The 22,142-nt window shown below is 71.8% G+C and carries 20 protein-coding genes; 10 read left to right on the top strand and 10 right to left on the bottom strand.

The window, feature by feature from the left end; all coding sequences use genetic code 11:
- Nucleotides 1–168 precede the first annotated feature (168 nt).
- Nucleotides 169–1,932, bottom strand: coding sequence for a murein biosynthesis integral membrane protein MurJ (murJ, locus tag ABZ573_RS16250; protein WP_358118798.1), 1,764 nt, complete (start codon nucleotides 1,930–1,932; stop codon nucleotides 169–171).
- A gap of 132 nt (nucleotides 1,933–2,064) precedes the next feature.
- On the opposite strand from murJ, the gene ABZ573_RS16245 reads away from it, so the two are divergent.
- Nucleotides 2,065–3,525: a CCA tRNA nucleotidyltransferase gene (locus ABZ573_RS16245; protein ID WP_151455437.1), complete on the top strand. Its 1,461-nt coding sequence runs from the start codon at nucleotides 2,065–2,067 to the stop codon at nucleotides 3,523–3,525.
- Between the two features lie 143 nt (nucleotides 3,526–3,668).
- Here the strand turns inward: ABZ573_RS16245 and ABZ573_RS16240 are convergent, their stop codons facing one another.
- The 4 genes from ABZ573_RS16240 to ABZ573_RS16225 all read right to left on the bottom strand — a co-directional run bounded on the left by ABZ573_RS16240 (nucleotide 3,669) and on the right by ABZ573_RS16225 (nucleotide 7,478).
- Nucleotides 3,669–5,186 carry a flotillin family protein gene (locus ABZ573_RS16240; RefSeq protein ID WP_101413437.1) on the bottom strand — a complete coding sequence of 506 codons (1,518 nt, stop codon included), beginning with the start codon at nucleotides 5,184–5,186 and terminating at the stop codon, nucleotides 3,669–3,671.
- A gap of 28 nt (nucleotides 5,187–5,214) precedes the next feature.
- Nucleotides 5,215–5,736, bottom strand: coding sequence for a hypothetical protein (locus ABZ573_RS16235; RefSeq protein ID WP_225852283.1), 522 nt, complete (start codon nucleotides 5,734–5,736; stop codon nucleotides 5,215–5,217).
- Nucleotides 5,737–5,826: 90 nt separating this feature from the next.
- Nucleotides 5,827–6,966 (bottom strand): hypothetical protein, encoded by a 1,140-nt coding sequence (locus ABZ573_RS16230; RefSeq protein WP_327030037.1) that lies wholly within the window; start codon nucleotides 6,964–6,966, stop codon nucleotides 5,827–5,829.
- Nucleotides 6,963–7,478: a SigE family RNA polymerase sigma factor gene (locus tag ABZ573_RS16225; protein WP_327030036.1), complete on the bottom strand. Its 516-nt coding sequence runs from the start codon at nucleotides 7,476–7,478 to the stop codon at nucleotides 6,963–6,965. The genes ABZ573_RS16230 and ABZ573_RS16225 overlap by 4 nt, the downstream gene beginning before the upstream one ends.
- A gap of 254 nt (nucleotides 7,479–7,732) precedes the next feature.
- Here ABZ573_RS16225 and ABZ573_RS16220 point away from each other — a divergent pair, with 254 nt between their 5' ends.
- A complete protein-coding gene (locus ABZ573_RS16220; RefSeq protein ID WP_151455442.1) occupies nucleotides 7,733–8,212 on the top strand; it encodes a methylated-DNA--[protein]-cysteine S-methyltransferase in 480 nt (159 codons plus the stop codon).
- A 26-nt stretch (nucleotides 8,213–8,238) separates the two neighbouring features.
- Here the strand turns inward: ABZ573_RS16220 and ABZ573_RS16215 are convergent, their stop codons facing one another.
- The 3 genes from ABZ573_RS16215 to ABZ573_RS16205 form a co-directional block, all read right to left on the bottom strand.
- Nucleotides 8,239–8,973, bottom strand: a complete 735-nt coding sequence (locus ABZ573_RS16215; protein WP_327030035.1) for a hypothetical protein — start codon at nucleotides 8,971–8,973, stop codon at nucleotides 8,239–8,241.
- Between the two features lie 143 nt (nucleotides 8,974–9,116).
- Nucleotides 9,117–10,196, bottom strand: coding sequence for an inositol-3-phosphate synthase (locus ABZ573_RS16210; RefSeq protein ID WP_089002814.1), 1,080 nt, complete (start codon nucleotides 10,194–10,196; stop codon nucleotides 9,117–9,119).
- A 23-nt stretch (nucleotides 10,197–10,219) separates the two neighbouring features.
- Nucleotides 10,220–10,858, bottom strand: coding sequence for a PadR family transcriptional regulator (locus ABZ573_RS16205; protein WP_358118794.1), 639 nt, complete (start codon nucleotides 10,856–10,858; stop codon nucleotides 10,220–10,222).
- Between the two features lie 174 nt (nucleotides 10,859–11,032).
- Between ABZ573_RS16205 and ABZ573_RS16200 the strand changes: the two genes are divergently transcribed.
- The 4 genes from ABZ573_RS16200 to ABZ573_RS16185 all read left to right on the top strand — a co-directional run bounded on the left by ABZ573_RS16200 (nucleotide 11,033) and on the right by ABZ573_RS16185 (nucleotide 16,687).
- The gene (locus tag ABZ573_RS16200; RefSeq protein WP_358118792.1) at nucleotides 11,033–11,500 is read left to right on the top strand and encodes a DUF5318 domain-containing protein; all 468 of its coding nucleotides are present in this window, start codon (nucleotides 11,033–11,035) and stop codon (nucleotides 11,498–11,500) included.
- A gap of 197 nt (nucleotides 11,501–11,697) precedes the next feature.
- On the top strand, nucleotides 11,698–14,631 hold the full coding sequence (locus ABZ573_RS16195) for a transglycosylase domain-containing protein (RefSeq protein ID WP_358118790.1): 2,934 nt from the start codon (nucleotides 11,698–11,700) through the stop codon (nucleotides 14,629–14,631).
- A gap of 118 nt (nucleotides 14,632–14,749) precedes the next feature.
- A complete protein-coding gene (locus ABZ573_RS16190; protein ID WP_358118788.1) occupies nucleotides 14,750–16,309 on the top strand; it encodes a glycosyltransferase 87 family protein in 1,560 nt (519 codons plus the stop codon).
- A gap of 45 nt (nucleotides 16,310–16,354) precedes the next feature.
- Nucleotides 16,355–16,687 (top strand): hypothetical protein, encoded by a 333-nt coding sequence (locus ABZ573_RS16185; protein ID WP_358118786.1) that lies wholly within the window; start codon nucleotides 16,355–16,357, stop codon nucleotides 16,685–16,687.
- A 6-nt stretch (nucleotides 16,688–16,693) separates the two neighbouring features.
- Here ABZ573_RS16185 and ABZ573_RS16180 read toward each other — a convergent pair whose 3' ends face one another.
- Together ABZ573_RS16180 and ABZ573_RS16175 are read right to left on the bottom strand one after the other, a co-directional pair.
- Complete coding sequence (locus ABZ573_RS16180; protein ID WP_358118784.1) at nucleotides 16,694–18,895, bottom strand: hypothetical protein; 2,202 nt, start codon at nucleotides 18,893–18,895, stop codon at nucleotides 16,694–16,696.
- Nucleotides 18,892–19,683, bottom strand: a complete 792-nt coding sequence (locus ABZ573_RS16175) for a deoxyribonuclease IV (RefSeq protein ID WP_151456172.1) — start codon at nucleotides 19,681–19,683, stop codon at nucleotides 18,892–18,894. The genes ABZ573_RS16180 and ABZ573_RS16175 overlap by 4 nt, the downstream gene beginning before the upstream one ends.
- Before the next feature lie 639 nt (nucleotides 19,684–20,322).
- Between ABZ573_RS16175 and rpsF the strand changes: the two genes are divergently transcribed.
- The 4 genes from rpsF (at nucleotide 20,323) to rplI (ending at nucleotide 21,976) form a co-directional block, all read left to right on the top strand.
- A complete protein-coding gene (gene rpsF, locus ABZ573_RS16170) occupies nucleotides 20,323–20,613 on the top strand; it encodes a 30S ribosomal protein S6 (protein WP_121397433.1) in 291 nt (96 codons plus the stop codon).
- A gap of 81 nt (nucleotides 20,614–20,694) precedes the next feature.
- Nucleotides 20,695–21,234, top strand: a complete 540-nt coding sequence (locus tag ABZ573_RS16165; RefSeq protein ID WP_199729229.1) for a single-stranded DNA-binding protein — start codon at nucleotides 20,695–20,697, stop codon at nucleotides 21,232–21,234.
- 41 nt (nucleotides 21,235–21,275) lie between these two features.
- A complete protein-coding gene (gene rpsR, locus ABZ573_RS16160) occupies nucleotides 21,276–21,515 on the top strand; it encodes a 30S ribosomal protein S18 (RefSeq protein ID WP_007073789.1) in 240 nt (79 codons plus the stop codon).
- Nucleotides 21,516–21,529: 14 nt separating this feature from the next.
- Nucleotides 21,530–21,976 (top strand): 50S ribosomal protein L9, encoded by a 447-nt coding sequence (gene rplI, locus ABZ573_RS16155; protein WP_151456174.1) that lies wholly within the window; start codon nucleotides 21,530–21,532, stop codon nucleotides 21,974–21,976.
- The last annotated feature ends 166 nt before the right edge of the window (nucleotides 21,977–22,142 follow it).

The raw sequence follows: 22,142 nt of genomic DNA, 5'->3' as shown, positions 1-22,142 counted from the left end.
ACCGGACCGCCATGCTCAGCCGTACGGCTGGTTATCCACAGGCCCTTTCGGTGCCTGAGCGGCGAATCGCGGAGTTATCCACAGGCGCATCCCCAGGCTGGTGATCCTCGTTCACAGAGAGTGCAGTCCGCCCGCAGCGTGTCGTCCGCCCCGAGAGACGGGTTTCGGTCAGCGGCCCAGCCGGCGGCGGACCATGCCCACGACCTCGGTGATCTCGCCGATCCGCAGGAGCATGGCCAGCCCGAGGTACGTCCCGCCGATCACCGCCCCACCGACCACGAGCTGGACGACGGCCTCCAGGCGGCTCGGCGTGTCGTCGCCGGGCAGCAGCTTGACCACGATCAGGCCGACCACCGCCGCGCCGAGCGCCGCGACCGCGACCCGCGCGCTGGTGCGCATGATCTCGCCGAGGCCGATCCGACCCACCCGGGGACGTAGCAGCCAGGCGGAGGCGATCGCGGCGGCCAGGTAGGAGACGGCGTTGCCGATCATCATGCCGGCGCCGGCGAAGCTTGCCGAGAAGACCGCGAAGAGCACGATCTGCACCCCGATGCGCAGCGCCACCACCGGAATGTTGATCAGCGCCGGGGTGCGGGTGTCCGGCAGGGCGTAGAAGGCGAACGTGAAGAGCTGGCTGACCGCGAACGGCACCAGGGCGAGCGCGGCGGCCAGCAGCACCACCGAGGTGGCGGTGGCGTTGCCCTCGTCGAAGGCGCCCCAGCGGAACAGGGTGAACGAGATCGGGGAGGCGAGCACGGCGTAGCAGACCGCGATCGGGGCGAGCACCGCGGTGACCGTCCGGGTGCCCCGGGACAGGTCGGCCGCCACGTCGGCGTACCGGCCGTCGGCGGCGGCCGCGCTCATCCGGGGCATCAGCGCGGTGATGATCGAGACGGCGATGATGCCGTGCGCCGTCATCAGCAGCAGGAAGACGTTGTTGTAGATTAGCGGGCCGGCGGCGTTCTCCCTGCCCGCCCGGTTCAGCAGGTTGAACAGCACGATCAGGCCGATCTGGCTGACCGCGACGTAGCAGAACATCCACGCCCCGAGCCGGCCCAGCTCGCGCAGGCCGAGCTTGCGGAAGTCGAAGCGCAGCTTCCAGCGGAAGCCGACCTTGCGCAGCGCCGGCAGCAGGCCGGCGGCCTGGATGGCGACGCCGAGCAGGGTGCCGCCGCCGATCAGCAGGATCCGCCCGGTCGTCATCTCGTCCGGCTTGATGATGTCCGCGCCGAAGATCGCGATGTAGAGGCCGGCGGTGGCGATCACCACCAGGTTGTTCAGGATCGGCGCCCACATCGGGGCGGCGAAGTGGCCCCGGGTGTTGAGCACCGCGCTGATCAGCGCGCTCAACCCGGAGAAGAAGATCATCGGCAGCATCAGGCGGGCCAGCCCCGTGACCAGCTTCGAATATTCGCCGGCCGACTCACCGCTGCCGTAGAGCATGGTCAACCACGATGCCGACAGCACTGCCAACAACGCGGCCACGCCGAGCGCCAGCACCGCCAGGGTGAGCAGCCGCTGGGCGTACGCCTGGCCGCCGTCCGCGTCCGACTTGCGCCGCCGTACCAGCACCGGGATCAGCACGCTGGTGAGTACGCCGCCGAGCAGGAACTCGTAGACCATCCCGGGCAGGATCTGCGCGGTGGTGTACGCGTCACCGACCAGCGCGCCGCCGAGCGCCGCCGCGATCACCAGGTTGCGCAGGAAGCCCGTACCGCGGCTGACCAGGCTGCCCATGGCCATCACCGCGCTGTTGGTCGCGGCGCTGGCCTCGGCCACCTGCTCCTGTGGCGGCGCGGTCGACTCCATGGCCGGCTGGTTGAGCGGCTCGGCGGAGATGAACGTGGCGCCGTCCGACGGCCCGCCGGGCGTCGCGCCGCCGGGTGCGCCGCCCTGTGCGGCGTTCGCGCTGCGGTAGAGACCGCCGCTCATCTTGTCGCCTCCAAGGCAGGGGAACGTCGGAGCCGGGCCCGGGCCCGCACGTCACAGACGATAGTCAACGGCCACCCGTTACCCGCGCCCGGCGGACCGCATCCCCGTCGGGACCGATAGTCTGGCGCTCCCATGTCCGAAGCCTCCGCTCCCCACGCCGCCGACCGCCGCGAACTCACCGCCGCACAGCGCAACGCCGTTGCCGAACTGCTCCGGGTCTCCCCGGTCGCCGACGAGTTGGGCCGCCGGTTCGCGCGGGCCGGCCACGAGCTGCACCTGGTGGGCGGTTCGGTACGCGACGCCCTGCTCGGCCGCCTCGGCGACGACCTCGACTTCTGCACCGACGCGCACCCCGACGAGACCCTGCGCATCGTGCGCGGCTGGGCCGAGTCGATCTGGGAGACCGGCCGGGAGTTCGGCACCATCGGGTGCCAGCGCGACGGGCTGCGGCTGGAGATCACCACCTTCCGTGCCGAGTCCTACGACCAGGTCAGCCGCAACCCGATCGTCGAGTACGGCACCGACCTCGCCGAGGACCTGCGGCGGCGCGACTTCACCATCAACGCGATGGCGGTCAGCCTGCCCGAGCACCGGTTCACCGACCCGCACGGTGGGCTGGACGACCTGGCCGCCAAGGTGATCCGCACCCCGGGCACCCCGGCGGAGTCGTTCGGCGACGACCCGCTGCGGATGCTGCGCGCGGCCCGCTTCGCCGCGCAGCTGCGCTTCGCGGTGCACCCCGACGCGTACGCGGCGATGACCCGGATGGCCGGCGACCTGGACCGGATCACGGCCGAGCGGATCCGCGACGAGTTCACCAAGCTGCTCTGCGGCGCGGACCCGATCACCGGGCTGCGGCTGCTGGTCGACACCGGGCTCGCCGAGCGCTTCCTGCCGGAGCTGACCGGGCTCAAGCTGGAGATCGACGAGCACGCCCAGCACAAGGACGTCTACGAGCACACCCTGACCGTGGTGAGCAACGCCGTCTCGTACGAGACGGAGGGGCCGGACTTCGTCCTGCGGATGGCCGCGCTGATGCACGACGTCGGTAAGCCGGCGACGAAGGCGGTGGGCTCGGACGGCCGGGTCAGCTTCCACCACCACGAGGTGGTCGGCGCCCGGCTCACCAAGGCCCGGCTGAAGGCGCTGCGCTACCCGAAGGAGATCACCTCCAAGGTGACCGCGCTGGTGGCGCTGCACCTGCGCTTCTACGGCTACGGCCGGGGCGAGTGGACCGACTCGGCGGTGCGCCGATACGTCGCCGACGCCGGTGACCTGCTGCCGCGGCTGCACAAGCTGACCCGGTCGGACTGCACCACCCGCAACCGCCGCAAGGCGGCCCAGCTCGCCGCCGACTACGACGCGCTGGAGGAGCGGATCGCCCGGATCGCCGCCGAGGAGGACCTGGCGCGGGTCCGGCCCGACCTGGACGGCAACGCCATCATGGAGCTGCTGGGCGTACCGCCGGGACCCGTCGTCGGACAGGCCTGGAAACACCTCAAGGAGCTGCGCCTGGAGCGCGGCCCGCTGGACCGCGACGAGGCCGAGGCGGAGCTGCTGCGCTGGGCCCGCGACGAGGGCATCGTCGAGTAGCCCGGCCAGGGCGCCACGGATCTGTCGGCCTTCAGGGAGCCGGTCCGACGCGGGCCACGCCCGGACGACACGAGAAGGGCGCCGCTCCCGGCCGGGGACGGCGCCCTGTCGCGCTCAGCGGATCCGACCGCTGCCGGATCGCGTCAGCGGGTCTCGACCGCCGTGCCGTCGACGGGCGGCTTGCCGTTGCCGGTGGTCGCCGCCGCTGAGCCGAGCTTGCCAAGCAGGCCGGCCAGGTCGATGCCGGTCAGGTCGCTGCCGAGCTGGAGCCCCTGGGCCACGTTGCCCGCCACCGACTTGGTCAGCGACGAGGCGCCGTCGGTGGAGATGACGGTCATCTTGTCGATCGCGCCGATCGGGGCGCTGGCCGCCTCGACGACCTGCGGCAGCACCTTGACCAGCAGGTCCAGCACGGCGGCTTCGCCGTACGCCGCGAAGGCCTCGGCCTTGCGGGCCATCGCGTCGGCCTCGGCCTGCCCCTTGGCCAGGATGGCCGCGGCCTCGGCCGCACCCTCCCGCTCGACCGCCTCGGCGATTGCGGAGCGGCGGCGCTGCTCGGCCTCACCCTCCTTGGCGCCTTCGATGGCGTTGGCCTCGGCCAGCGCGGCCCGGCGGGCCCGCTCGCCCTCACCGGTGAGCCGGGCCTGCTCGGCGGCGGCCTGGGCGGCGGCGATGACGGCCTGGCGCTGCGCGTCGGCGTTCAGTACGGCCGCGTTGCGGGACGCCTCGGCCTCCTGCTCCACCTTGTACCGGGCGGCGTCGGCCGGCTTGCGCACCTCCGTGTCGAGCTGACGCTGCTTGAGCTCGGCGTTGCGCTCGGCGACCTTCTGCTGCTCGGAGAGGATCGCCTGGTCCCGCTCGGCCTGGGCGAGCGGCCCGGCGGCGGCGGACTTCGCCTTGGCCGCGTCGATCTCCGCCTGGATGGCGGCCTGCTTCAGCGACAGGTTCCGGTTGGCCTCGGCGATGGCCTCCTCGGCGAGCAGCCGCTCCTGCTCGGCCTGCTGCCGGGCCCGCGCCTCGGCGATGGCCGCGTCCTTGAGCACCCGGGCCGCCTCCGGCCGACCCAGGTCCTGGAGGTAGGAGCCCTCGGCCAGGATGTCCTGGAGCTGGAAGGTGTCCAGCACCAGGCCCTGGTTGGTCATCGAGTGCTCGGCCTCCTCGGCGACCGCGCTGGCGAACGCCGCCCGGTCCCGGATGACCTCCTCGACGGTGAGCCGGCCGACGATCGAGCGCAGCGCGCCGGCCAGCACCTCGCGGGTGAAGTCCTCGATCTCGTCCTGCTGGTGCAGGAAGCGCTGCGCGGCGGCGCGGATGGCGTCCTCGGTGCCGCCGACCTTGACGATCGCGACGCCGTGCAGGTCGGCACGGATGCCCTGCTTGCTGACCGCGCCCTTGATGCCGACGTCGATCCGCCGGCTGGACAGGTCGAGCGACTGGAGCTTCTGCACCACGGGCAGGACGAAGACGGACGCGCCGAGCACGACCTTCTGCCCGGAGTTGTCGGTCGACCGGCCGCCGTCGGCGGTCTGCGTGGTGCGGCCCTTGCGGCCGGTGACGATGAACGCCTCGTTCGGCCCGGCCACCTTGATGCGGGAGAGCACGAAGAGCACGAGCACGAGGACGAGGAGGACCGCGCCGCCGATGGCGATGAGAAGGGGCATGTGACCGTCCTGTTTTCTATGAGGGGGTTCAGTAGGTCTCGACGTGCACGCTGGTCTCGCTGAGCGCCTCGACCACGAAGATCTGGGCGCCGACCGGGATCGGCCGGTCGGCGCGGGCGTTGAGCTTGACCGGCTGGCCGGCCACCCGGACCCGGACCTCGCCGTAGCCGTCGGCGGGCACGGGGGTGACCACCAGGCCGAGCGCGCCGACCAGGTGGTGGCGGGTGGGGGTGGGGTCGGTGCGCATGTCGCGGGCCGCCCGGCTCAGCCGGGCCGCGGCCCAGGCGGTGGGCACGGCCGCGACGACGCCGCCGGCCAGGGCCACGGCGATCATGCCGGGCGTACGCCCACCGACCAGCTCGTTGACGATCGCGGCGCCGAAGCCGAGCGCTCCGGTGAACCCGGCGACCGCCTCCACCGACACCGGACCGTCGAAGTCCGGGTTGCCGAAGTGGAGCAGCTCGCCGCCGAGCAGGGCGAGCGCCAGTACCGCGACGCCCGCGCCGCCGATGATGAGGAAGATCAGCGTCCCCGTGGCCACGGCCTGCACGGTATCGGTGCCCCGCAACGTCGGCCGGGACGCCGGCGGCTCAGCAGGGCCGCGACGTGGGCCGTTCAGCCGGGCGCGACGTGGGGCCGCTCAGCGGGGCGCGATCGCGAGGGTCAGGTTGACCTCCAGCGACGCGGGGAGGGCCTGCCGCGCCAGTTCCCGACCGTCGAGGTCGACCAGCACCATCTCGGCCGTCCAGCCGGCGCGGTGCAGCAGCCGGTCGTCGGCGACCCAGACGGCGTCCTCGGCGGGAGCCGGGCCGATCACCCGCCCGGTCGCCACCTCCGCCAGCTTCGGGCCGTCCTGGCCCTTGACGACCACGAGCCGCCCGTCCGGCGACCACGACCAGGGGCCGGCGGGGTCGCCCGGGACGGGCACGAACCGGGTCGGCCGGCCGTTCGTGGCGGAGAAGAACTGCACGCCCCGGCGCGCGTGCGGCCGGGACTCGGAGCGCGGGGCACCGGGATCGGTCTGCTGGAGCGCGACCTCCCGGCCGTCCCGGCTCCAGGTGAAGAAGCAGCGGTCGGTGCAGAAGTACCGGTCGGTGTCCACCGGGAAGGTGCGGTAGGCGCCGGTGGCCGCGTCGAGCACGCCGAGGGAGAAGCTGGCGCTCTCCTTGTCCAGCAGGGTCAGCGCCAACCGCCGCCCGTCCGGCGACCAGTGCGGGGTCATGATGTGGCTGCCGGTGCGGATCCAGCGGACCGTCCCCTGGCCCAGGTCGAGCAGGCCGATCCGGCCGGCGCGTTCGTAGTCGACGACGGCGGCGGTCCCGCCACGGGGCGCGGCCCACGTCTCCTCGTACCGGCGGTCGGCGGCGACGTACCGGCCGCTCTCGCGGTCCAGGGCGTACCCCTGCACGGCGGGAGTGCCGGTGGAGGTGGCGCCGGTCAGCACCCAGCCGCCGGGCAGCGTCACGACCACCCGCGTCCAGTCGCCGGTCGGCGCGGGGACGACGGACATCGTGCGCGGGGCGGCCGACACCGTCGCCACCGGGGTGACGACCGGTGCCCAGGTGGCGGTGTCCGGGGGTGCGCCGGGTCGCAGCCAGGCGTACGGCCCGACGAGGGCGACCAGCGCCGCTAGGGCGCCTCCGGCGGCGGTCGTGCGGCGACGGCGACGCAGCCGTCGGCCCCGGCGCAGGGCCCGGTCGGCGAGGTCGGGCGCCGCCCGGGCCTCGGCCGCGATCTCCCGTACGGCGGAACGCAGGACGTCCTCCCCGGAGCCGTTCATCGGACCTCCTCCGTGACGCTGTCGTCGAGGACGGGTACCAGTTGCCGCAGCCTGGCCAGTGCCTTCGAGGTCTGGCTGGCGACCGTGCCGGCCCGGCAGCCGAGCAGCGCGGCGGTCTGCTCGACGCTGAGGTCCTCCAGGTAGCGCAGGGTCAGCACGGCGCGTTGCCGGGGCGGCAGCGACAGCAACGCGTCGCGCAGCAGCATCCGCAGGTCGGCGTCCTGACCGCTGTCCCGGCTGCCCACCCGCTCGGGCAGCACCGCGACCGGCACCTCGGGCCGCCGGGACCGGCGCCGCCATCCGGAGACCTGGTCGTGGTAGAGGATCCGCCGCACGTACGGCTCGGCGTCGCCGCGGATCCGGGGCCACCGGGCGTACGCCTTGGCCAGCGCGTTCTGCAGCAGGTCCTCGGCGCCGCGCTGGTCGCCGGCCAGGGCGTATGCGATGCGCAGCAGGACGTTTCCCCGTTCGTTGACGAACGCGGTGAACTCCCCGTCGGTCCCTTCGGTCACCGCCCACCTCCGGTAGCTCTGACGCTCCCCGGCGTCCGAACTTTGCCGTCGCCCGCAATCCAGATGTTGACAAGATCCGGATCGGGCGCCGATCTCGACATCGACGAGAAGGAGCCACCCTTGTCCTCGGCAACCCCTGACCACCGTCGGCAGCTGACCGGCCCGGCCGCCTCTCGTCGGCGACCCGGATGCCCGGCGGCCCGTCCGGCGGCTCGGGCGGGAGGCACTGTCGGGGCACCGGGGACAATGGGGAGATGCGCTGGACCGTGCTCGACTCCCCGATCGGCGAGTTCTCCGTCGCCACCGACGGCACCCACGTGTGCCGGGCCCACTTCGGCCGGGTCGACGCAGCGACCGAGGAGCCGGGCGACGAGGCGGCCCGACAGGCGCTGGCGGAGCTGCGGGCGTACTTCGCGGGCGAGCTGACCGGGTTCGCGGTGCCGCTGGCCGCGCCGGGCGGGTCCGACTTCGAACGGGGCGTCTGGCGGGAGATGACCCGCATCCCGTACGGGGAGACGCTCACCTACGGCGAGGTGGCCCGCCGGCTCGGCGACCCGGGTGCCGCCCGCGCGGTCGGGGTGGCCTGCAACCGCAACCCGATCCCGGTGCTCGTGCCGTGCCACCGGATCGTCGGTGCCGGCGGCAAGCTGGTCGGTTTCGGCGGCGGCCTGGACCGGAAGGTGAAGCTGCTGGAGCTGGAGGCCGGGGTCGCCCTGCGCCGCGCCTGGTCCTGACGCGGTCCCGCCCGCACCCGCCCGGTTCAGCTCGGGGCGGGCAGACAGCCGCCGTCGGCGATGCGGGTGCCAATCTCCACCGTGACGTCGCCCGCCCGGACGCTGCCGAAGACGCACGCCCGGCCGGTCCAGCCCGCGAAGACCAGCCCGTCGACGGGGCCGAGGTCGAGCCGACCCGGTGGCCGCACGGTGACCCCGGTCAGCCCCGTCGCCACGATCGCCCGCCGGACGGCCTCCTGCCCGGGCTCGTCCCGGCCGCCGGCGGTCAGCAGCTTGAGGCTCTTCCTGACGTCCGCAGCGCAGGCCCGGGCGCCGCTGGCCGCCTCCTCGCCGAGCGTCCCACGCTGCCGGAAGGCGTCGTTGGCCGCCTGCTGGCGGCGGAACTCCTCCGCGCGGCGCTGCTCGTCGGTCAGCGGCTGTCGGGTGCCGGGTGGACGCGACGTGACGGCCGGGACCCCGCCACCGGACGGGGCGACCTGCCCGGGGCGCGCGACCGGCGTGCCCGCCCTGACGCAGTCGGCCTCGGGCGGCGCTGGGGAGGTGACTGGGCGGGCCGAGCCGACGCCGCCGTCCGGTGCCGTGCTGGCTGCCGGTGCCGTGCCACCGGCTGTCGTGGTGCCGTCGGCCGGTGCCACGCCGCCGGCCGGCGCGCTGGTCGGGTCGGATCCCGGTGCCGCGCAGCCGACGAGGACCGGAAGGAGCACCGCGACGGCGAAAGCCCCGACGACCCGTCGCGCGCCGCCATGAGGGAGGGACGTCACGTCGGTCAGCGTAACGGCGCGTCGCCGTCCCTTCGACCCCGTGTGCGGCCGGTGGCCGTTGCGCGTACGGCTGCGGAAGGGCTGGACGCGGCGAGGGCCGGGTCCGTGCGGACCCGGCCCTCGATGGTGCTGGTGTCGGCGCGTCAGCGCTCGGCGTCACCGGCGATGAACGCCTCGACGGCGGCGTGCGCGTCGTGGTCGGCGTACTGCACCGGCGGGGACTTCATGAAGTACGACGAGGCCGACAGGATCGGGCCGCCGATCTTCCGGTCCAGCGCGATCTTCGCGGCGCGGACGGCGTCGATGATGACACCGGCCGAGTTCGGCGAGTCCCACACCTCGAGCTTGAGCTCGGCGTTGAGCGGGGTGTCGCCGAAGGAGCGGCCCTCCAGGCGGATGTACGCCCACTTGCGGTCGTCCAGCCACGGCACGTGGTCCGACGGGCCGATGTGCACGTCGCTCTTGCTCATCTCGTGCGGGATCTGCGAGGTGACCGACTGGGTCTTCGAGATCTTCTTCGAGACCAGGCGGTTGCGCTCCAGCATGTTCATGAAGTCCATGTTGCCGCCGAAGTTGAGCTGGTACGTGCGCAGCAGTTCGACGCCACGGTCCTCGAACAGCTTCGCCAGCGCGCGGTGCACGATGGTGGCGCCGACCTGGCTCTTGATGTCGTCACCGACGATCGGCAGGCCCGCGTCCTCGAACTTCTTGGCCCACTCCGGGTCGGAGGCGATGAAGACCGGGAGCGCGTTGACGAACGCGCAACCGGCGTCGATCGCGGCCTGGGCGTAGAACTTGTCGGCCTGCTCGGAACCGACCGGCAGGTACGAGACCACGACGTCGACCTGCGCGTCGCGCAGCGCCTGGGCGACGTCGACCGGCTTGGCGTCGGACTCCTCGACGATCTCGCGGTAGTACTGGCCCAGACCGTCGAAGGTCGGACCGCGCTGCACGGTGACGCCGGTCGGCGGCACGTCGCAGAGCTTGATGGTGTTGTTCTCGCTGGCGACGATCGCCTCGGCGAGGTCCATGCCCACCTTCTTGGCGTCCACGTCGAACGCCGCGACGAACTGCACGTCCGAAACGTGGTAGTCGCCGAAGGTGACGTGCATGAGACCCGGGACGCGGTCGTTCGGGTCGGCGTTCCGGTAGTACTCCACGCCCTGTACGAGGGACGAGGCGCAGTTACCCACACCGACGATGGCGACGCGGACGGAGCCCATAGCGTCTGCCTCCTTCTTCTTCATCACGGCCGCTCTTTCCTGGACTCTCCAGGCGGAGGCGGGCTGTTGTCTTCTCGTCGGCCGCCGGCCGTCCCGGTTGACGGGACCGTCGGGGCACGGCCGGAGCGCTCGTTGGCGATGAGCTCCTCCAGCCAGCGGACCTCGCGCTCACAGGCGTCCAGGCCGTGGCGCTGCAGTTCCAGCGTGTAGGCGTCGAGCCGCTCGGCCGCCCTGCCGAGCACGTCGCGAAGCCCTTCACGGCGTTCCTCGATCTTTCGCCGGCGACCCTCGAGGATGCGGAGCCGGGTCGCCTGGTCGGTCCGGGCGAAGAACGCGAAGTGCACGCCGAAACCCGTGTCGTCGTACGTCTCCGGCCCGGTCTGCGCGATCAGTCGGGCGAAGCGTTCCTTGCCCTCCGCCGTGATCTCGTAGACCACCCGACCTCGTCGGCTGGTCAGCGCGGGAACCTCCTCGACCGTGGCGGGTGCCTCCGCGGCCTCGGTGATCCATCCCGCCGCCTGCAACCTGCGCAGCGTGGGATAGAGCGAGCCGTAGCTGATCGCCGCCCTGATCGCACCGAGCTTGGCGGTCAGCTCCTTGCGCAGCTCGTAGCCGTGCATCGGAGACTCCTGCAGGAGGCCGAGGATGGCGAGCTCGAGCACGGGCCATCCTCTCTGTACCCTCTACGCGGAGCGGTAACCGCCGCGATGTATCGGACCGATACATCGCACGCTAGCGGATCGCCGTGATCAGGGCAAACCTCCGCTCCGAGGTTCTCCGGTCACGCATCGTCACCGTGGTCGCCCCGTCCGACGAGACCGCGTACCCTTCTCCGCATGCGTACGCAGCGCCAGGTAGTCGACTACTCGCTCCGGAAGCGAGCGGTGCTGCGTGAGCTCCTCGCGGGCCGGGTCGGCACGTACGACGTCTGCGACGCCTCGCCCTACCTGAAGAACGCCGCCCGCTTCCACGGGGAGCCGACCGACGAGCGGTGTCCGATCTGCCGGAGCGAGAACCTGACCCACGTCCACTACATTTACGGCGACGAACTCAAGCAGTCAGCCGGCCAGGCCCGGACACTGGCCGAGTTGCCGGTGCTGGCGATGACGGTGCGTGAGTTCCAGGTCTTCGTGGTGGAGGTGTGCCTCGGCTGTGACTGGAACCATCTCGTCGAGCAGTACCTGCTCGGCCGGGACGGCCTGACCGGGAGTCCGGAGGGTGGGCAGGAGCAGGACGTGGTGGGCGGCGCGGCCGCCTCGGGCAACGGTGCGGGCAGTCGACGGAGGCGAGAGGCGCAACGGTGATCTTCGCTCGATCGGCCGACCCCGGCCAGCGTACGCACGCCTGGGGAGACCGACGGATCGTTGGTCTGATTGGCCCGATTGATTCGCAAGTGGCACCTGTCGACCGGCACGCACGTGCCGCCCTCGACAGGTGTCCCATCTCACGGCAAACCGGTGGCGGCGCAGTCGCGTCCCACCGCGACGGCAGGGTGTGAGGAATGAACTCGTACGGCGATTCCAGTTCCCCGCGCGGGCGGGCCCAGATTCCGGGCCAGCACGGCGACCCCGGCGGTGACGCCTCCGGGGGCGGCTGGTCGGCTGCACAGGACGGTACGGCACCCGCGGGCCGCGCCTCGGTCGCGCCCCGCGCCGCCGGCGGGCGGGCCTCGGTCGGCGGCTCGGACGCCGTTCCGCCGCGCGGCGGCTCCGTCTCCGGTTCGGCCTCCGCGGCCGTCCCGCCGCGCGCCGGAACAGCCTCGGTGGGCTCCGCCTCGGTGGGTTCGGCCTCGGTCGGTCGGGCGGCGCCCGGCCGGGCCGTGCCGGTCTCGCCTGCGCCCGGCGTCGGCCGGGCGGCGGGCTCGGGTCGCGCTTCGGTGCCGGTCTCCCCGGCCGGCGGGCCGGCGGGTCGCGCCTCGGTGGGTTCCGCCGCCGTCGGCGCCGCCCCGGCCGGACGGGCCAGCGTCGGATCGGCGGCGGTCGGCGGCGTCAGCGGACGTGCCTCGGCCCGGGCGAGCGTCTCCCCGGCGTCAGGCGGCCCTGGCAGTCCCGGCGGGCCGACCGGCCCCGGCCGGCGTGCGCGCGGGGCGGGTGATCCGGCCGGCGCGTCGCGGGCGAAGAAGCGCAAGCGGGTCAACATGCTGATCGCCGCCTTCGCCGTGTTCATCATGCTCGCCGGGCTCGGCGTTGTCGGCTTCACCTACTACTCGACCAACGTGGTCCTTCCGGAGGACACCACGCCGCCGCAGGCGACCACCCTCTACGCGTCCGACAACAAGACGATCATCGCCAAGGTCGGCACGCAGAACCGGACGCTGGTCACCATCGACCAGATCCCGACGCACGTGCAGGACGCGGTCGCGGCGGCCGAGGACCGGAACTTCTACCAACACTCGGGTGTGGACTACAAGGGCATCGTCCGGGCCGCGTGGAACAACGTCACCGGCGGCAGCAAGCAGGGCGCCTCGACGATCACCCAGCAGTACGCCCGCAACGCCTTCGACAGCCTCAACGAGGACACCTACGCCCGGAAGGTCAAGGAGGCAATCTTCGCCTCCAAGCTGAACGACGAGTACACCAAGCCGCAGATCATGCAGCACTACCTGAACATCATCTACTTCGGGCGGGGCGCGCACGGCATCGAGGCGGCGGCGCAGACGTACTACGGCAAGGCGGCGAACAAGCTGAGCGTGGCCGAGGGCGCGGTCCTCGCGGCGCTGATCAAGCAGCCGGAGGCCAGCGCGGGCCACAAGGGCTACGACCCGGCGGTCAACCTCGCCGACGCCAAGTCCCGCTGGGAGTACGTGATCGGCGGCATGGTCGCCGAGGGCTGGCTGAACGCCCCGGGCAAGCCGGCGGCGCCCACCCTGGCCGAGTACCCGATGCCCAAGAAGCCGAACCAGGGCGGCGCCGGCATCGACTTCGGCGTCAACACCCCGTACGGCAACGTGATCAACTACGTCAAGCAGGAGATGCGGGACAAGGGCATCTGCGTCGACAAGGAGGAGCAGATCACCGACGCCAAGCCGCTCTGTTCCCAGGCGCTCATGTCGGGTGGCTACAAGATCCGCACCACGATCGACACGAAGATCCAGGAGGCGGCGGTCGAGACCGCCCAGCGCAAGACCAAGGGATCTGAACTCGCAGGCCAGCCGCCGAACCTGATGGCGGCGGTGGTCGCCATCGAGCCGAAGAACGGTCGCGTGCTCGCCTACTACGGCGGCGACAACGGGACCGGCACCGACTACGCCGGCAGGAACATCGACTCCTCCGGCAACCCCTACGGCGGTCACCCGCCGGGCTCGAGTTTCAAGATCTACACGCTGGCGGCGGCGCTCAAGGAGCGCAAGGCCCTCGAGTCGCGCTGGAAGGGCAAGGCCTTCACGCCCGAAGGCACCAAGTTCAAGGTCAGCAACGCCGGCGTGGACAACCCCGAGTGCGGCAACTCCTGCACCCTGACGGTCTCCACCCTCAAGTCGCTGAACGTGCCGTTCTACCATGTCACCCAGGACATCGGCCCGGACAAGGTCGTCGACATGGCGGCCAAGGCCGGCGTCAGCATGATGTGGCGGTCGGACACCGACCCGCCGAAGGGCTACGACCTCACCAAGGAAGACCCGAAGAAGATCGCGCCGAACCCGTTCTTCCACGTCGTCGGCTACGGCCAGTATCCGATCACCGTCCTGGACCACGCCAACGGCGTCGCCACCTTCGCCAACCAGGGCCGCTACCACAAGGCCCACTTTCTCTTCTCCGTCGAGAAGAGGGACGAGGCCACCGGCAAGTGGAAGAAGATCGCCGACGAGGGTTCCCTCAAGGGTGAGCAGCGCATCGACAAGGACGTCGTGGCGGACGTGACCTCGGTGCTGGAGCAGTACCCGGCGCGGGTCAACCACAAGCTCGACGACGGCCGGAAGGCCGCTTCCAAGACCGGCACCTGGGAACTCAAGGCGGACAGCGACGACAACGGCGACGCCTGGATGATCGGCTACACCCCGCAGATCGCCACCGCCGTCTGGGTCGGCAACGTCAAGGACCGCAAGCCGCTCAAGCTGAAGAACGGCGACAAGATCAGTGGCGGCAACCTGCCGGGCACCATCTGGGAACGGTTCATGGACGAGGCACACAAGGTCAAGAAATGGGAGAAGAAGGACTTCCCGCCTGCGGCGAACGTCGGCGATCCGAACACCGGCAACGGTGAGGCACCCCCGCCCCCGCCGCCCCCCTCGGGCCAACCGACCTGCGACCCGCTGGGCCTGTTCTGCCCGGGCGGCAACAACGGTGGTGGGAACAACGGCGGTGGCAACCCCCCGGGCGGCCCTGGTGGCCCCGGTGGGCCCGGCGGGCCCACCACCCCGATCGATCCGCGCCCGGGCCGGGACGGCGGCGGCGGCGGGCTGCTACCGAGCCTGACACCCAGACCGGACAACGACTGATCGACGAACGCCGCCGGCGGCCGGAGCAACTCTCCGGCCGCCGGCGGCGTTTCGCGTACCGACGTTTCGCGAGTGGGAGGGGGACGCGGAGGCCCGATGTACGGCAGGATGCACCTTCATGAGCACGCAGTCGACGCGAGGCATCGACGACGCCGGTGCCCCTGACCATCCGTCCCGCTCCGACGGCTTCGTCCGGGGCCTCTCCGGCGCCATCGGCGGCCCGCTGGGCGACCACGCCGTCGCCCTGGACCGGCCCGCCGGGCGGGAGAACCGGTTCTGGACGGCGACCCGCATCGTCCTGGCCCTGGTCTGCCTGACCCTGGCGTTGCACTGGGTGCAGAAGTCGCCCTGCCAGGACGGCGCCTGGCAGAACAACGTGCAGTACACCCGGTTCTGCTACACCGACGTGCTGGCGCTCTACTACGCCGAGCGGCTCAACGAGGGCGCGGTGCCCTACCAGGACCACCCCGTCGAGTACCCGGTGCTCACCGGGTACTTCATGGGCGCCCTCGGCCTGCCCGTGCACGCCCTCGGCCAGAACGACCCGGGGCTCAACCAGGGCATGTGGTTCTACAACCTCAACGCGCTGGTGCTCGGCGCGCTGGCGGTCGCCACCGTGGCGATGCTCCTCGCCCTACGCCGCCGTCGACCATGGGACGCCGCGCTCTTCGCGCTCGCCCCCGCGCTGATGCTCACCGCCACGGTCAACTGGGACCTGCTCGCCATCGGCCTGGCCGCGTTCGGCCTCTTCGCCTGGGCCCGCAGCCGACCACTGGCGGCTGGCGTCCTACTCGGTCTCGCCGGGGCGGCCAAGATGTGGCCGCTGTTCATCCTCGGCCCGATCCTGGTGCTGGGACTGCGCGCCGGGCGGCTCCGCGCCGCCCTCACCGCCCTCGGCGCGGCCCTCGTCTCCCTGGTCCTCGTGAACCTTCCGGTGGCCATTCCCTACCGGGAAAACTGGGACCGCTTCTTCGAGCTGAACTCGACCCGGCCCATCGACTGGGGCACCCTCTGGTACATCGGCCGCTACGTGGACGGAAAGTTCGGCAACGCCAACCCCGCCGACCTCGGGCCGTTCGAGTGGCTCAACGCCAACATCCCGACGCTGAACACCCTGTCGTACGCCCTCTTCGGGCTGGCCTGCCTCGGGGTGGCCGCGCTGGGGCTGCTGGCCCCGCGCCGGCCCCGGCTCGCCCAGCTCGCGTTCCTGGTGGTCGCCGCCTTCCTGATCTTCAGCAAGGTGTGGTCGCAGCAGTTCGTGCTCTGGCTGCTGCCGCTGGTGGTGCTCGCCCGCCCGAAATGGGGTGCCTTCCTCGCCTGGCAGGTGGCCGAGGTCTGCTACTTCGTGGCGTTCTACGGCGAGCTGCTCGGCGCGGCGACCAGCAAGCCGGTCTTCCCGGAGGGGGTCTTCGTGCTGGCGTCGACGCTGCGCCTGGCCACCGTCGTGCTGCTCTGCGTGCTGGTCGTCCGGGAGATCCTGAACCCCGAACTGGACGCGGTCCGCAAGACCTATCCGGACGATCCAGACGGTGGCGTGTTCAACGGCACCAGGGACGCACCCTGGGTGGCTCGCTGGCGTCGACCAGCCCCGCCCTCGCCGCAACCGACGGAGTTGGCGGCCAGCTCGGCCGCGGCCGGCAGCGGGGGCGGGGGCGGGCGGACGGTGGCCGGCGAGTGACGTCCTGATGGCGCCCTGTCGGGGGTCCCTACCCCGTCGACCGGTGTGAGCGCCGTCGACGCGATCCTGCCCGCGCTGCTCGTCACGGTCTGGCTCGGCCTGGCCCTCGTCCGGCGGGCGTCCGGGTGGTTCTTCGGCCTGGGCGGCTGTGTCGCGCTGCTCTGCTTTCCTGCCGGAATCATCGCTGGCAGGTTCGAGCTCGGCGACACCGACTGCACACCGGGGAACCTGTGTTTCTCCGCCAACATGGTCGACTGGTGGTTGAACGGGCTGTTCGGTCTGTTCACGGTCGCGGTGTTGGCGATCCTCTCCGGTGCCCGCAAGCTCTTCGGGGGATCGGACGACCGGGAGGCTGCTGCGAGATCAACGCGAGGGTGATGAGGGTCACAGGCGGTAGATCACGATGTTCCCTACTTCCTCGCGGGTGATGCCGAGCCCGTCGACCGGCGCGTCCACGGTGACCTCCCACGGCGTGCCGACGATGTGGTCCCGCATCAGCAGCACGTTGCGTACGCCGAGGACGCGCAGGTAGTCGACGCTGGTCTGATCGGGGAAGGCCAGCGTCACCCGGCGTACGTCGTCGAGTTGGCGCGGGGTGAAGCCGCTGCCCCCGTTGACCACGTCCTGGAACTTGCTGGTGGACCAGAGCATCACCGGCTGGTCGAGGCTCTGGCTGCTCGGCAGCACCAGCAGCGGCCCGTCCACGGTGCGCATCGCGGCCGGCTGGGACGGCACGACCGGGTGCGGCGTGGCGTTCAGCCCTTCGCCGAGCACCAGCACCAGCGGCAGCAGAGTGGCCAGCCGCAGCCACGGGCTCGGCCAGGAGGGGATCCGCTCGGCGTAGACCTCCCGTACCCGGGTGGCGAACGCGCTGACCGCGCCCGCCGCGAGCAGCCCGAGCAGCAGCGTGGTCCAGAGCATCAGCCGGCCCGGGGTGCGGATGCCGTTCCAGCCGGGCAGGTGGTCGAACAGCGGCACGTAGGTGAAGGTGCCGTCGAAGAACCGGGTGCCCATGGCGAGCACCATCGTCACCACCACCCCGGCGAGCAGCAGCAGCCGGTGGCGCAGCTTCCACACCGAGAAGAAGAGCCCGCCGGCGGCGAGCGCGTAGAGCACGAAGCCGGGCAGCAGGGTCATCTCCGGGTGCCAGGGCAGCGCCGCCCGCGCGCCCTCGTGCAGGGCGCCCCAGACCCGCGACTCGGCGGGTGCCGTGAAGAAGCCGGCCGCCGGCGGCGAGTAGACGCCGATGTCGCCGATGGAACGCTCCGCCTGCGGGTGCGCCCCCGCCACCTTGAAGTACGGGATGGCCAGCAAGCCGCCGACACCGGCGAAGAACAGGCCGCCGACCAGGTCCGCGATCAGCAACCGGCGGCCGAACGGGCGCTTGACCGGCCGGACGACCCACCGCCGCAGGAACCAGGTGACGGCCGCGACCAGCACGGTCCCGGCGAGGAAGTACGCGAACGGCAGCCCGATGCCGAAGCCGAGACTGAGTTGCCAGGCCGCCACGAACCAGCCGGCGTAGACCCAGCCGTCGTGCCGGCGCTCGGGACGGTACCCGTGCCGCAACGACCAGCCGTGCCCCCGGGCGAGCATCGCCAACGCCAGCGGGATGCCGCCGTTGGAGATCACGTGCAGGTGCCCGGCCTGGGCCAGCAGCCACGGCGCGTACGCGAAGCTCGCCCCGGCCACCGCGGAGCCGATCCGGCCGGCGCCGAGCTGACGGGCCAGCGCGTACGCCCCGAGCATGGCGAGCGCGTGGGCCAGCACGAACATGATGTTGTAGCGGAGCACGGCGGCTTCGGGACCGGTGCCGATCATGCCCGCCGGGGCGTAGCCGAGCAGGGTGTCGGAGAAGGCGAAGCTCCAGGACTCCGGAAAGAAGGTGTTCGACTGCCACAGCTGCGCCGGGTTGGTCAGCAGGATGTGCCCCGACCAGGCCATCTGCCACGCCTGGAGGCTGGGGTCCCAGTAGTCCTGCGGCAGGGTGTGTCGCGGGTAGCGCAGCGTGGGCCAGGTCAGCAGCACGGCCAACGCCAGCGAGGCGAGCGTCGCGAGCGTCCACTCGTGGATCAGCCGGCGGCCCACCGCCCGCGCGGCGCGCCCGAGCCGGGAGGGCACCGGTTCGGGGGCGGACGCGAAGGCCTCCCACCGGTCCGGCTTGCCCTCCTTGTCACCCCCGTCCTGGCTCTTGCCGGCCGCCTTGTCGTCGCCCTTGCCCGCGCCCTCCTTGCCCGCGCCGTCGCCGACGGCCCCGGCCACACCGGCTGAGCCCGCCTTGACGTCGGGCTTGTCGGCCGCACCCGCCTTGGCGCCGTCCTTGCCCGCCTTGGTGTCCGTCTTGCTGGCTGCACCCGCCTTGGCGCCGTCTTTGTCGGTTCCGCCAGCCTTGGGCTCGGCCGCCCCGGCCTTGGATCGGGCCCCGCCGGTCCTGGGTTCGGCCCCGGCGGTCCTGGCGGCGGCCGGGCCGGTCGTGGCGCCGGTCGTGTCGGTCTTTCCGGCGGCTTCCGTCTTCCCGGCGGCGTCGGCCTTCTCGGCGGCGGAGTCGGGACGGGGGCTGCCGGAGGCGGACTGCTCGGTCGTCATGCCGCCGGGCTCCCCGTGCCCAGCCGGTCGCGTAGGAAGGCGATGTCGGCGCCCTGACCGTCGACCCCGCCCGGGGTCTCGACGATGACCGGTGCGCCGGCCGCGCGGATGACCGCCACCACCAGCTCCGGGTCGATCGTGCCGCCGTCGAGGTTGTCGTGCCGGTCCTGGCCGGAGTTGAACGCGCCCTTGGAGTTGTTGGCGTGCACCAGGTCGATCCGGCCGGTGATCGCCTTGACCCGGTCGACGAGCCCGAGCAGCTCCTCGCCGCCGGCGTGGGCGTGGCAGGTGTCCAGGCAGAAGCCCACCTCGTGATCGCCGACGGCGTCCCAGAGGCGGGCGAGCGCGTCGAGCCGCCGGGCGCAGGCGTTGTCACCGCCGGCGGTGTTCTCGATCAGGACGGGCACGCCGAAGCCGCCGGAGTCCGCCGCGTACGCGAAGGTCTTGCGCCAGTTGTCGAAGCCGACGGCCAGGTCGTCGCCGGCATTGACGTGCCCGCCGTGCACGATCAGCCCCTTGGCGCCGATGGCGGCGGCCGCCTGGGCGTGCCCGAGCAGCAGCTTGCGGCTGGGGATCCGGATCCGGTTGTTCAGGGTGGCGACGTTGATGACGTACGGCGCGTGCACGTAGAGGTCGACGCCCGCGGCCCGCAGCCGGTCCGCGTCCTCCCGCGGCTTCGGCGCCTTCCACCCCTGGGGGTCGGAGAGGAAGAACTGCACGGCCTCGGCCCCTCGGGCGGTCGCCTCCGCCACCGGGTCGGTCGAATCGACGTGGGCTCCGATACGCATGCACGGGAGCCTACGTCGCGTCGCCGACAGCCGGGATGACGGCGGTGGCGGACTCGCCGTTCCTCGCGTCACCTCCCAGCGGCGGCGGTCGTTGATGCGAGTGGGATCCACGGTTGCCGCAGCCGGCCCGGAACGGCCGCTGGTCGGCCCGTCCCGGAGGCGCGTCGAACCGCCCGAGAGCGGGGGCACCCCGTCGCGCGGCCCGGCGCGGCGGGGGCCCGCCCTGACGGAACCGGGCTCATCGGGAAATTTGTCGGAGAATTCCGCCATTTCCCCCGACAAGGGGCAAGAGCCGTTGTAACGTCAGGTAACAACACGATAAAGCTCCGCGGGGCGTCCCCGGTCCAACCTCATCGGTGTGGTCGTTCCTCCCCAGGTCCCACCCAAGGAATGCGGACGGGACGCCCCGCGGCCTCGTGTACGGGGGCTCGCATCGACAGCGACGTCGACGCGGGCCCCCGTCGCCTCGCCCGGTGGAAGGGCCCCGCCGACCACCCCGGGCATGATCGTCGGGACCGGGTATCCTGGTCCGGTTGTCCGCGTACGGCCGGGTTCCCCCGGAACCGGCGCGGGCCACGACGCACGACCTCCTGCCACGGAAGGACCGTGGCCGCTTAGCCCACAGGAGGTGAGCACGTCTTGCGTCATTACGAAGTCATGGTGATCCTCGACCCCAGCCTCGAGGAGCGCACCGTCGCCCCGTCCCTCGACACGTACCTGAACGTGATCCGGACTGCGGGTGGCTCGGTCGAGAAGACGGACGTGTGGGGCCGCCGGCGCCTCGCGTACGAGATCAACAAGAAGGCCGAAGGCATCTACGCCGTCATCGACCTGCAGGCGACGCCCGCAGCGGTGGCCGAGCTGGACCGTCAGCTGCGGCTCAACGAGTCCGTGCTGCGCACCAAGGTCATCCGGCCGGAGATGCGCTAAAGCATTCAACCCCGGTCCACCCGGATCAGCCTCATCGGCACTGTCGGAGGGCTCTGAGAGCCTGTACGGCAGAACTGATGAGTGCGCGAGGAGATGGTCATGGCAGGAGACACCACCATCACGGTCATCGGCAACCTGACCGATGACCCCGAGTTGCGGTTCACCCCGTCCGGTGCGGCGGTCGCCAAGTTCCGGGTCGCTTCGACGCCCCGGTTCATGGACAAGGCCTCCGGCGAATGGAAGGACGGCGAGCCGCTCTTCCTGGCGTGCACCGTGTGGCGGCAGGCGGCGGAGCACGTCGCCGAGTCGCTCCAGCGGGGCGCCCGCGTGATCGTCTCGGGCCGGCTGCGTCAGCGGTCGTACGAGACGCGCGAGGGCGAGAAGCGCACCGTCATCGAGCTCGAGGTCGACGAGATCGGCCCGTCGCTGCGCTACGCCACGGCGAAGGTGCAGAAGATGTCCCGCTCCGGCGGCGGTGGCGGCGGCTTCGGTGGCGGTGGTGGTGGAGGTGGCCAGGGCGGCGGCGGAGGCAACTTCGACGACCCCTGGGCCTCGGCTGCACCGGCACCCTCGCGCGGTGGTTCGGGTGGCGGCAACTTCGACGAGGAGCCCCCGTTCTAATGGCGCCGAGCGCCCGCGATCGCAAACCAGGAGCACGAGCAATGGCCAAGGCCGCTGCACTTCGCAAACCGAAGAAGAAGGTGAACCCGCTCGACAAGGACGGGATCACCTATATCGATTACAAGGACACCGCGCTGCTGCGCAAGTTCATCTCCGACCGCGGCAAGATCCGCGCTCGGCGGGTGACCGGCGTGACCTCGCAGCAGCAGCGGCAGATCGCCCGTGCGGTCAAGAACGCCCGTGAGATGGCGCTCCTGCCGTACACGGCCACGGCCCGCTGAGAGGAGGCACCGATATGAAGATCATCCTGACTCAGGAGGTGTCCGGCCTCGGTGCCCCGGGCGACATCGTCGAGGTCAAGAACGGCTACGGCCGTAACTACCTGCTGCCGCAGGGCTTCGCGATCGCCTGGACCAAGGGTGCGGAGAAGCAGGTCACGGTCATCAAGCGGGCCCGTTCGGCCCGTGAGATCCGCGACCTCGGTCACGCCAACGAGGTCAAGGGCCAGCTCGAGGGCCTCAAGGTCAGCCTGAAGGCCCGCGCCGGCGACGGCGGTCGGCTCTTCGGCTCGGTCACCCCGGCCGAGATCGTCGACGCCGTCAAGGCCGCCGGTGGTCCGGTCCTCGACCGTCGTCGGCTGGAACTGTCCGGTCCGATCAAGTCGACCGGCTCCTACCCGGTGCAGATCAAGCTGCACCCCGAGGTGAGCGCCAAGTTCGACCTCAACGTCGTCCAGGGCTGACACCTCACCCGAGCACCACGACAGGGCCCGCACCGACCGGTGCGGGCCCTGTTCGTGTACGGCCTGCGGCGTACGCTCCCGCTCGCGCGGTCGGCCAGCTCGTCGCGGTGCGGGCCGACCAGGGCGGCGGTGCGTCAGCCACCGGCCGGCCACGCTGATCACCAGC

Source organism: Micromonospora sp. NPDC007220 (assembly GCF_040634035.1).
In the GTDB taxonomy this organism is placed as follows: Bacteria; Actinomycetota; Actinomycetes; order Mycobacteriales; family Micromonosporaceae; genus Micromonospora; species Micromonospora reichwaldensis.
Note: the sequence above shows the minus strand (reverse complement) of the source record. Positions and strands in the feature narration are given on the sequence as shown.

Bases quoted from the DNA above. Each gene is read 5' to 3' on its own strand.
- murJ (WP_358118798.1), bottom strand. From the start codon at position 1,932: ATGAGCGGCGGTCTCTACCGCAGCGCGAACGCCGCACAGGGCGGCGCA.
- ABZ573_RS16245 (WP_151455437.1), top strand. From the start codon at position 2,065: ATGTCCGAAGCCTCCGCTCCCCACGCCGCCGACCGCCGCGAACTCACC.
- ABZ573_RS16240 (WP_101413437.1), bottom strand. From the start codon at position 5,186: ATGCCCCTTCTCATCGCCATCGGCGGCGCGGTCCTCCTCGTCCTCGTG.
- ABZ573_RS16230 (WP_327030037.1), bottom strand. From the start codon at position 6,966: ATGAACGGCTCCGGGGAGGACGTCCTGCGTTCCGCCGTACGGGAGATC.
- ABZ573_RS16220 (WP_151455442.1), top strand. From the start codon at position 7,733: ATGCGCTGGACCGTGCTCGACTCCCCGATCGGCGAGTTCTCCGTCGCC.
- ABZ573_RS16210 (WP_089002814.1), bottom strand. From the start codon at position 10,196: ATGGGCTCCGTCCGCGTCGCCATCGTCGGTGTGGGTAACTGCGCCTCG.
- ABZ573_RS16200 (WP_358118792.1), top strand. From the start codon at position 11,033: ATGCGTACGCAGCGCCAGGTAGTCGACTACTCGCTCCGGAAGCGAGCG.
- ABZ573_RS16195 (WP_358118790.1), top strand. From the start codon at position 11,698: ATGAACTCGTACGGCGATTCCAGTTCCCCGCGCGGGCGGGCCCAGATT.
- ABZ573_RS16190 (WP_358118788.1), top strand. From the start codon at position 14,750: ATGAGCACGCAGTCGACGCGAGGCATCGACGACGCCGGTGCCCCTGAC.
- ABZ573_RS16180 (WP_358118784.1), bottom strand. From the start codon at position 18,895: ATGACGACCGAGCAGTCCGCCTCCGGCAGCCCCCGTCCCGACTCCGCC.
- ABZ573_RS16175 (WP_151456172.1), bottom strand. From the start codon at position 19,683: ATGCGTATCGGAGCCCACGTCGATTCGACCGACCCGGTGGCGGAGGCG.
- rpsR (WP_007073789.1), top strand. From the start codon at position 21,276: ATGGCCAAGGCCGCTGCACTTCGCAAACCGAAGAAGAAGGTGAACCCG.
- rplI (WP_151456174.1), top strand. From the start codon at position 21,530: ATGAAGATCATCCTGACTCAGGAGGTGTCCGGCCTCGGTGCCCCGGGC.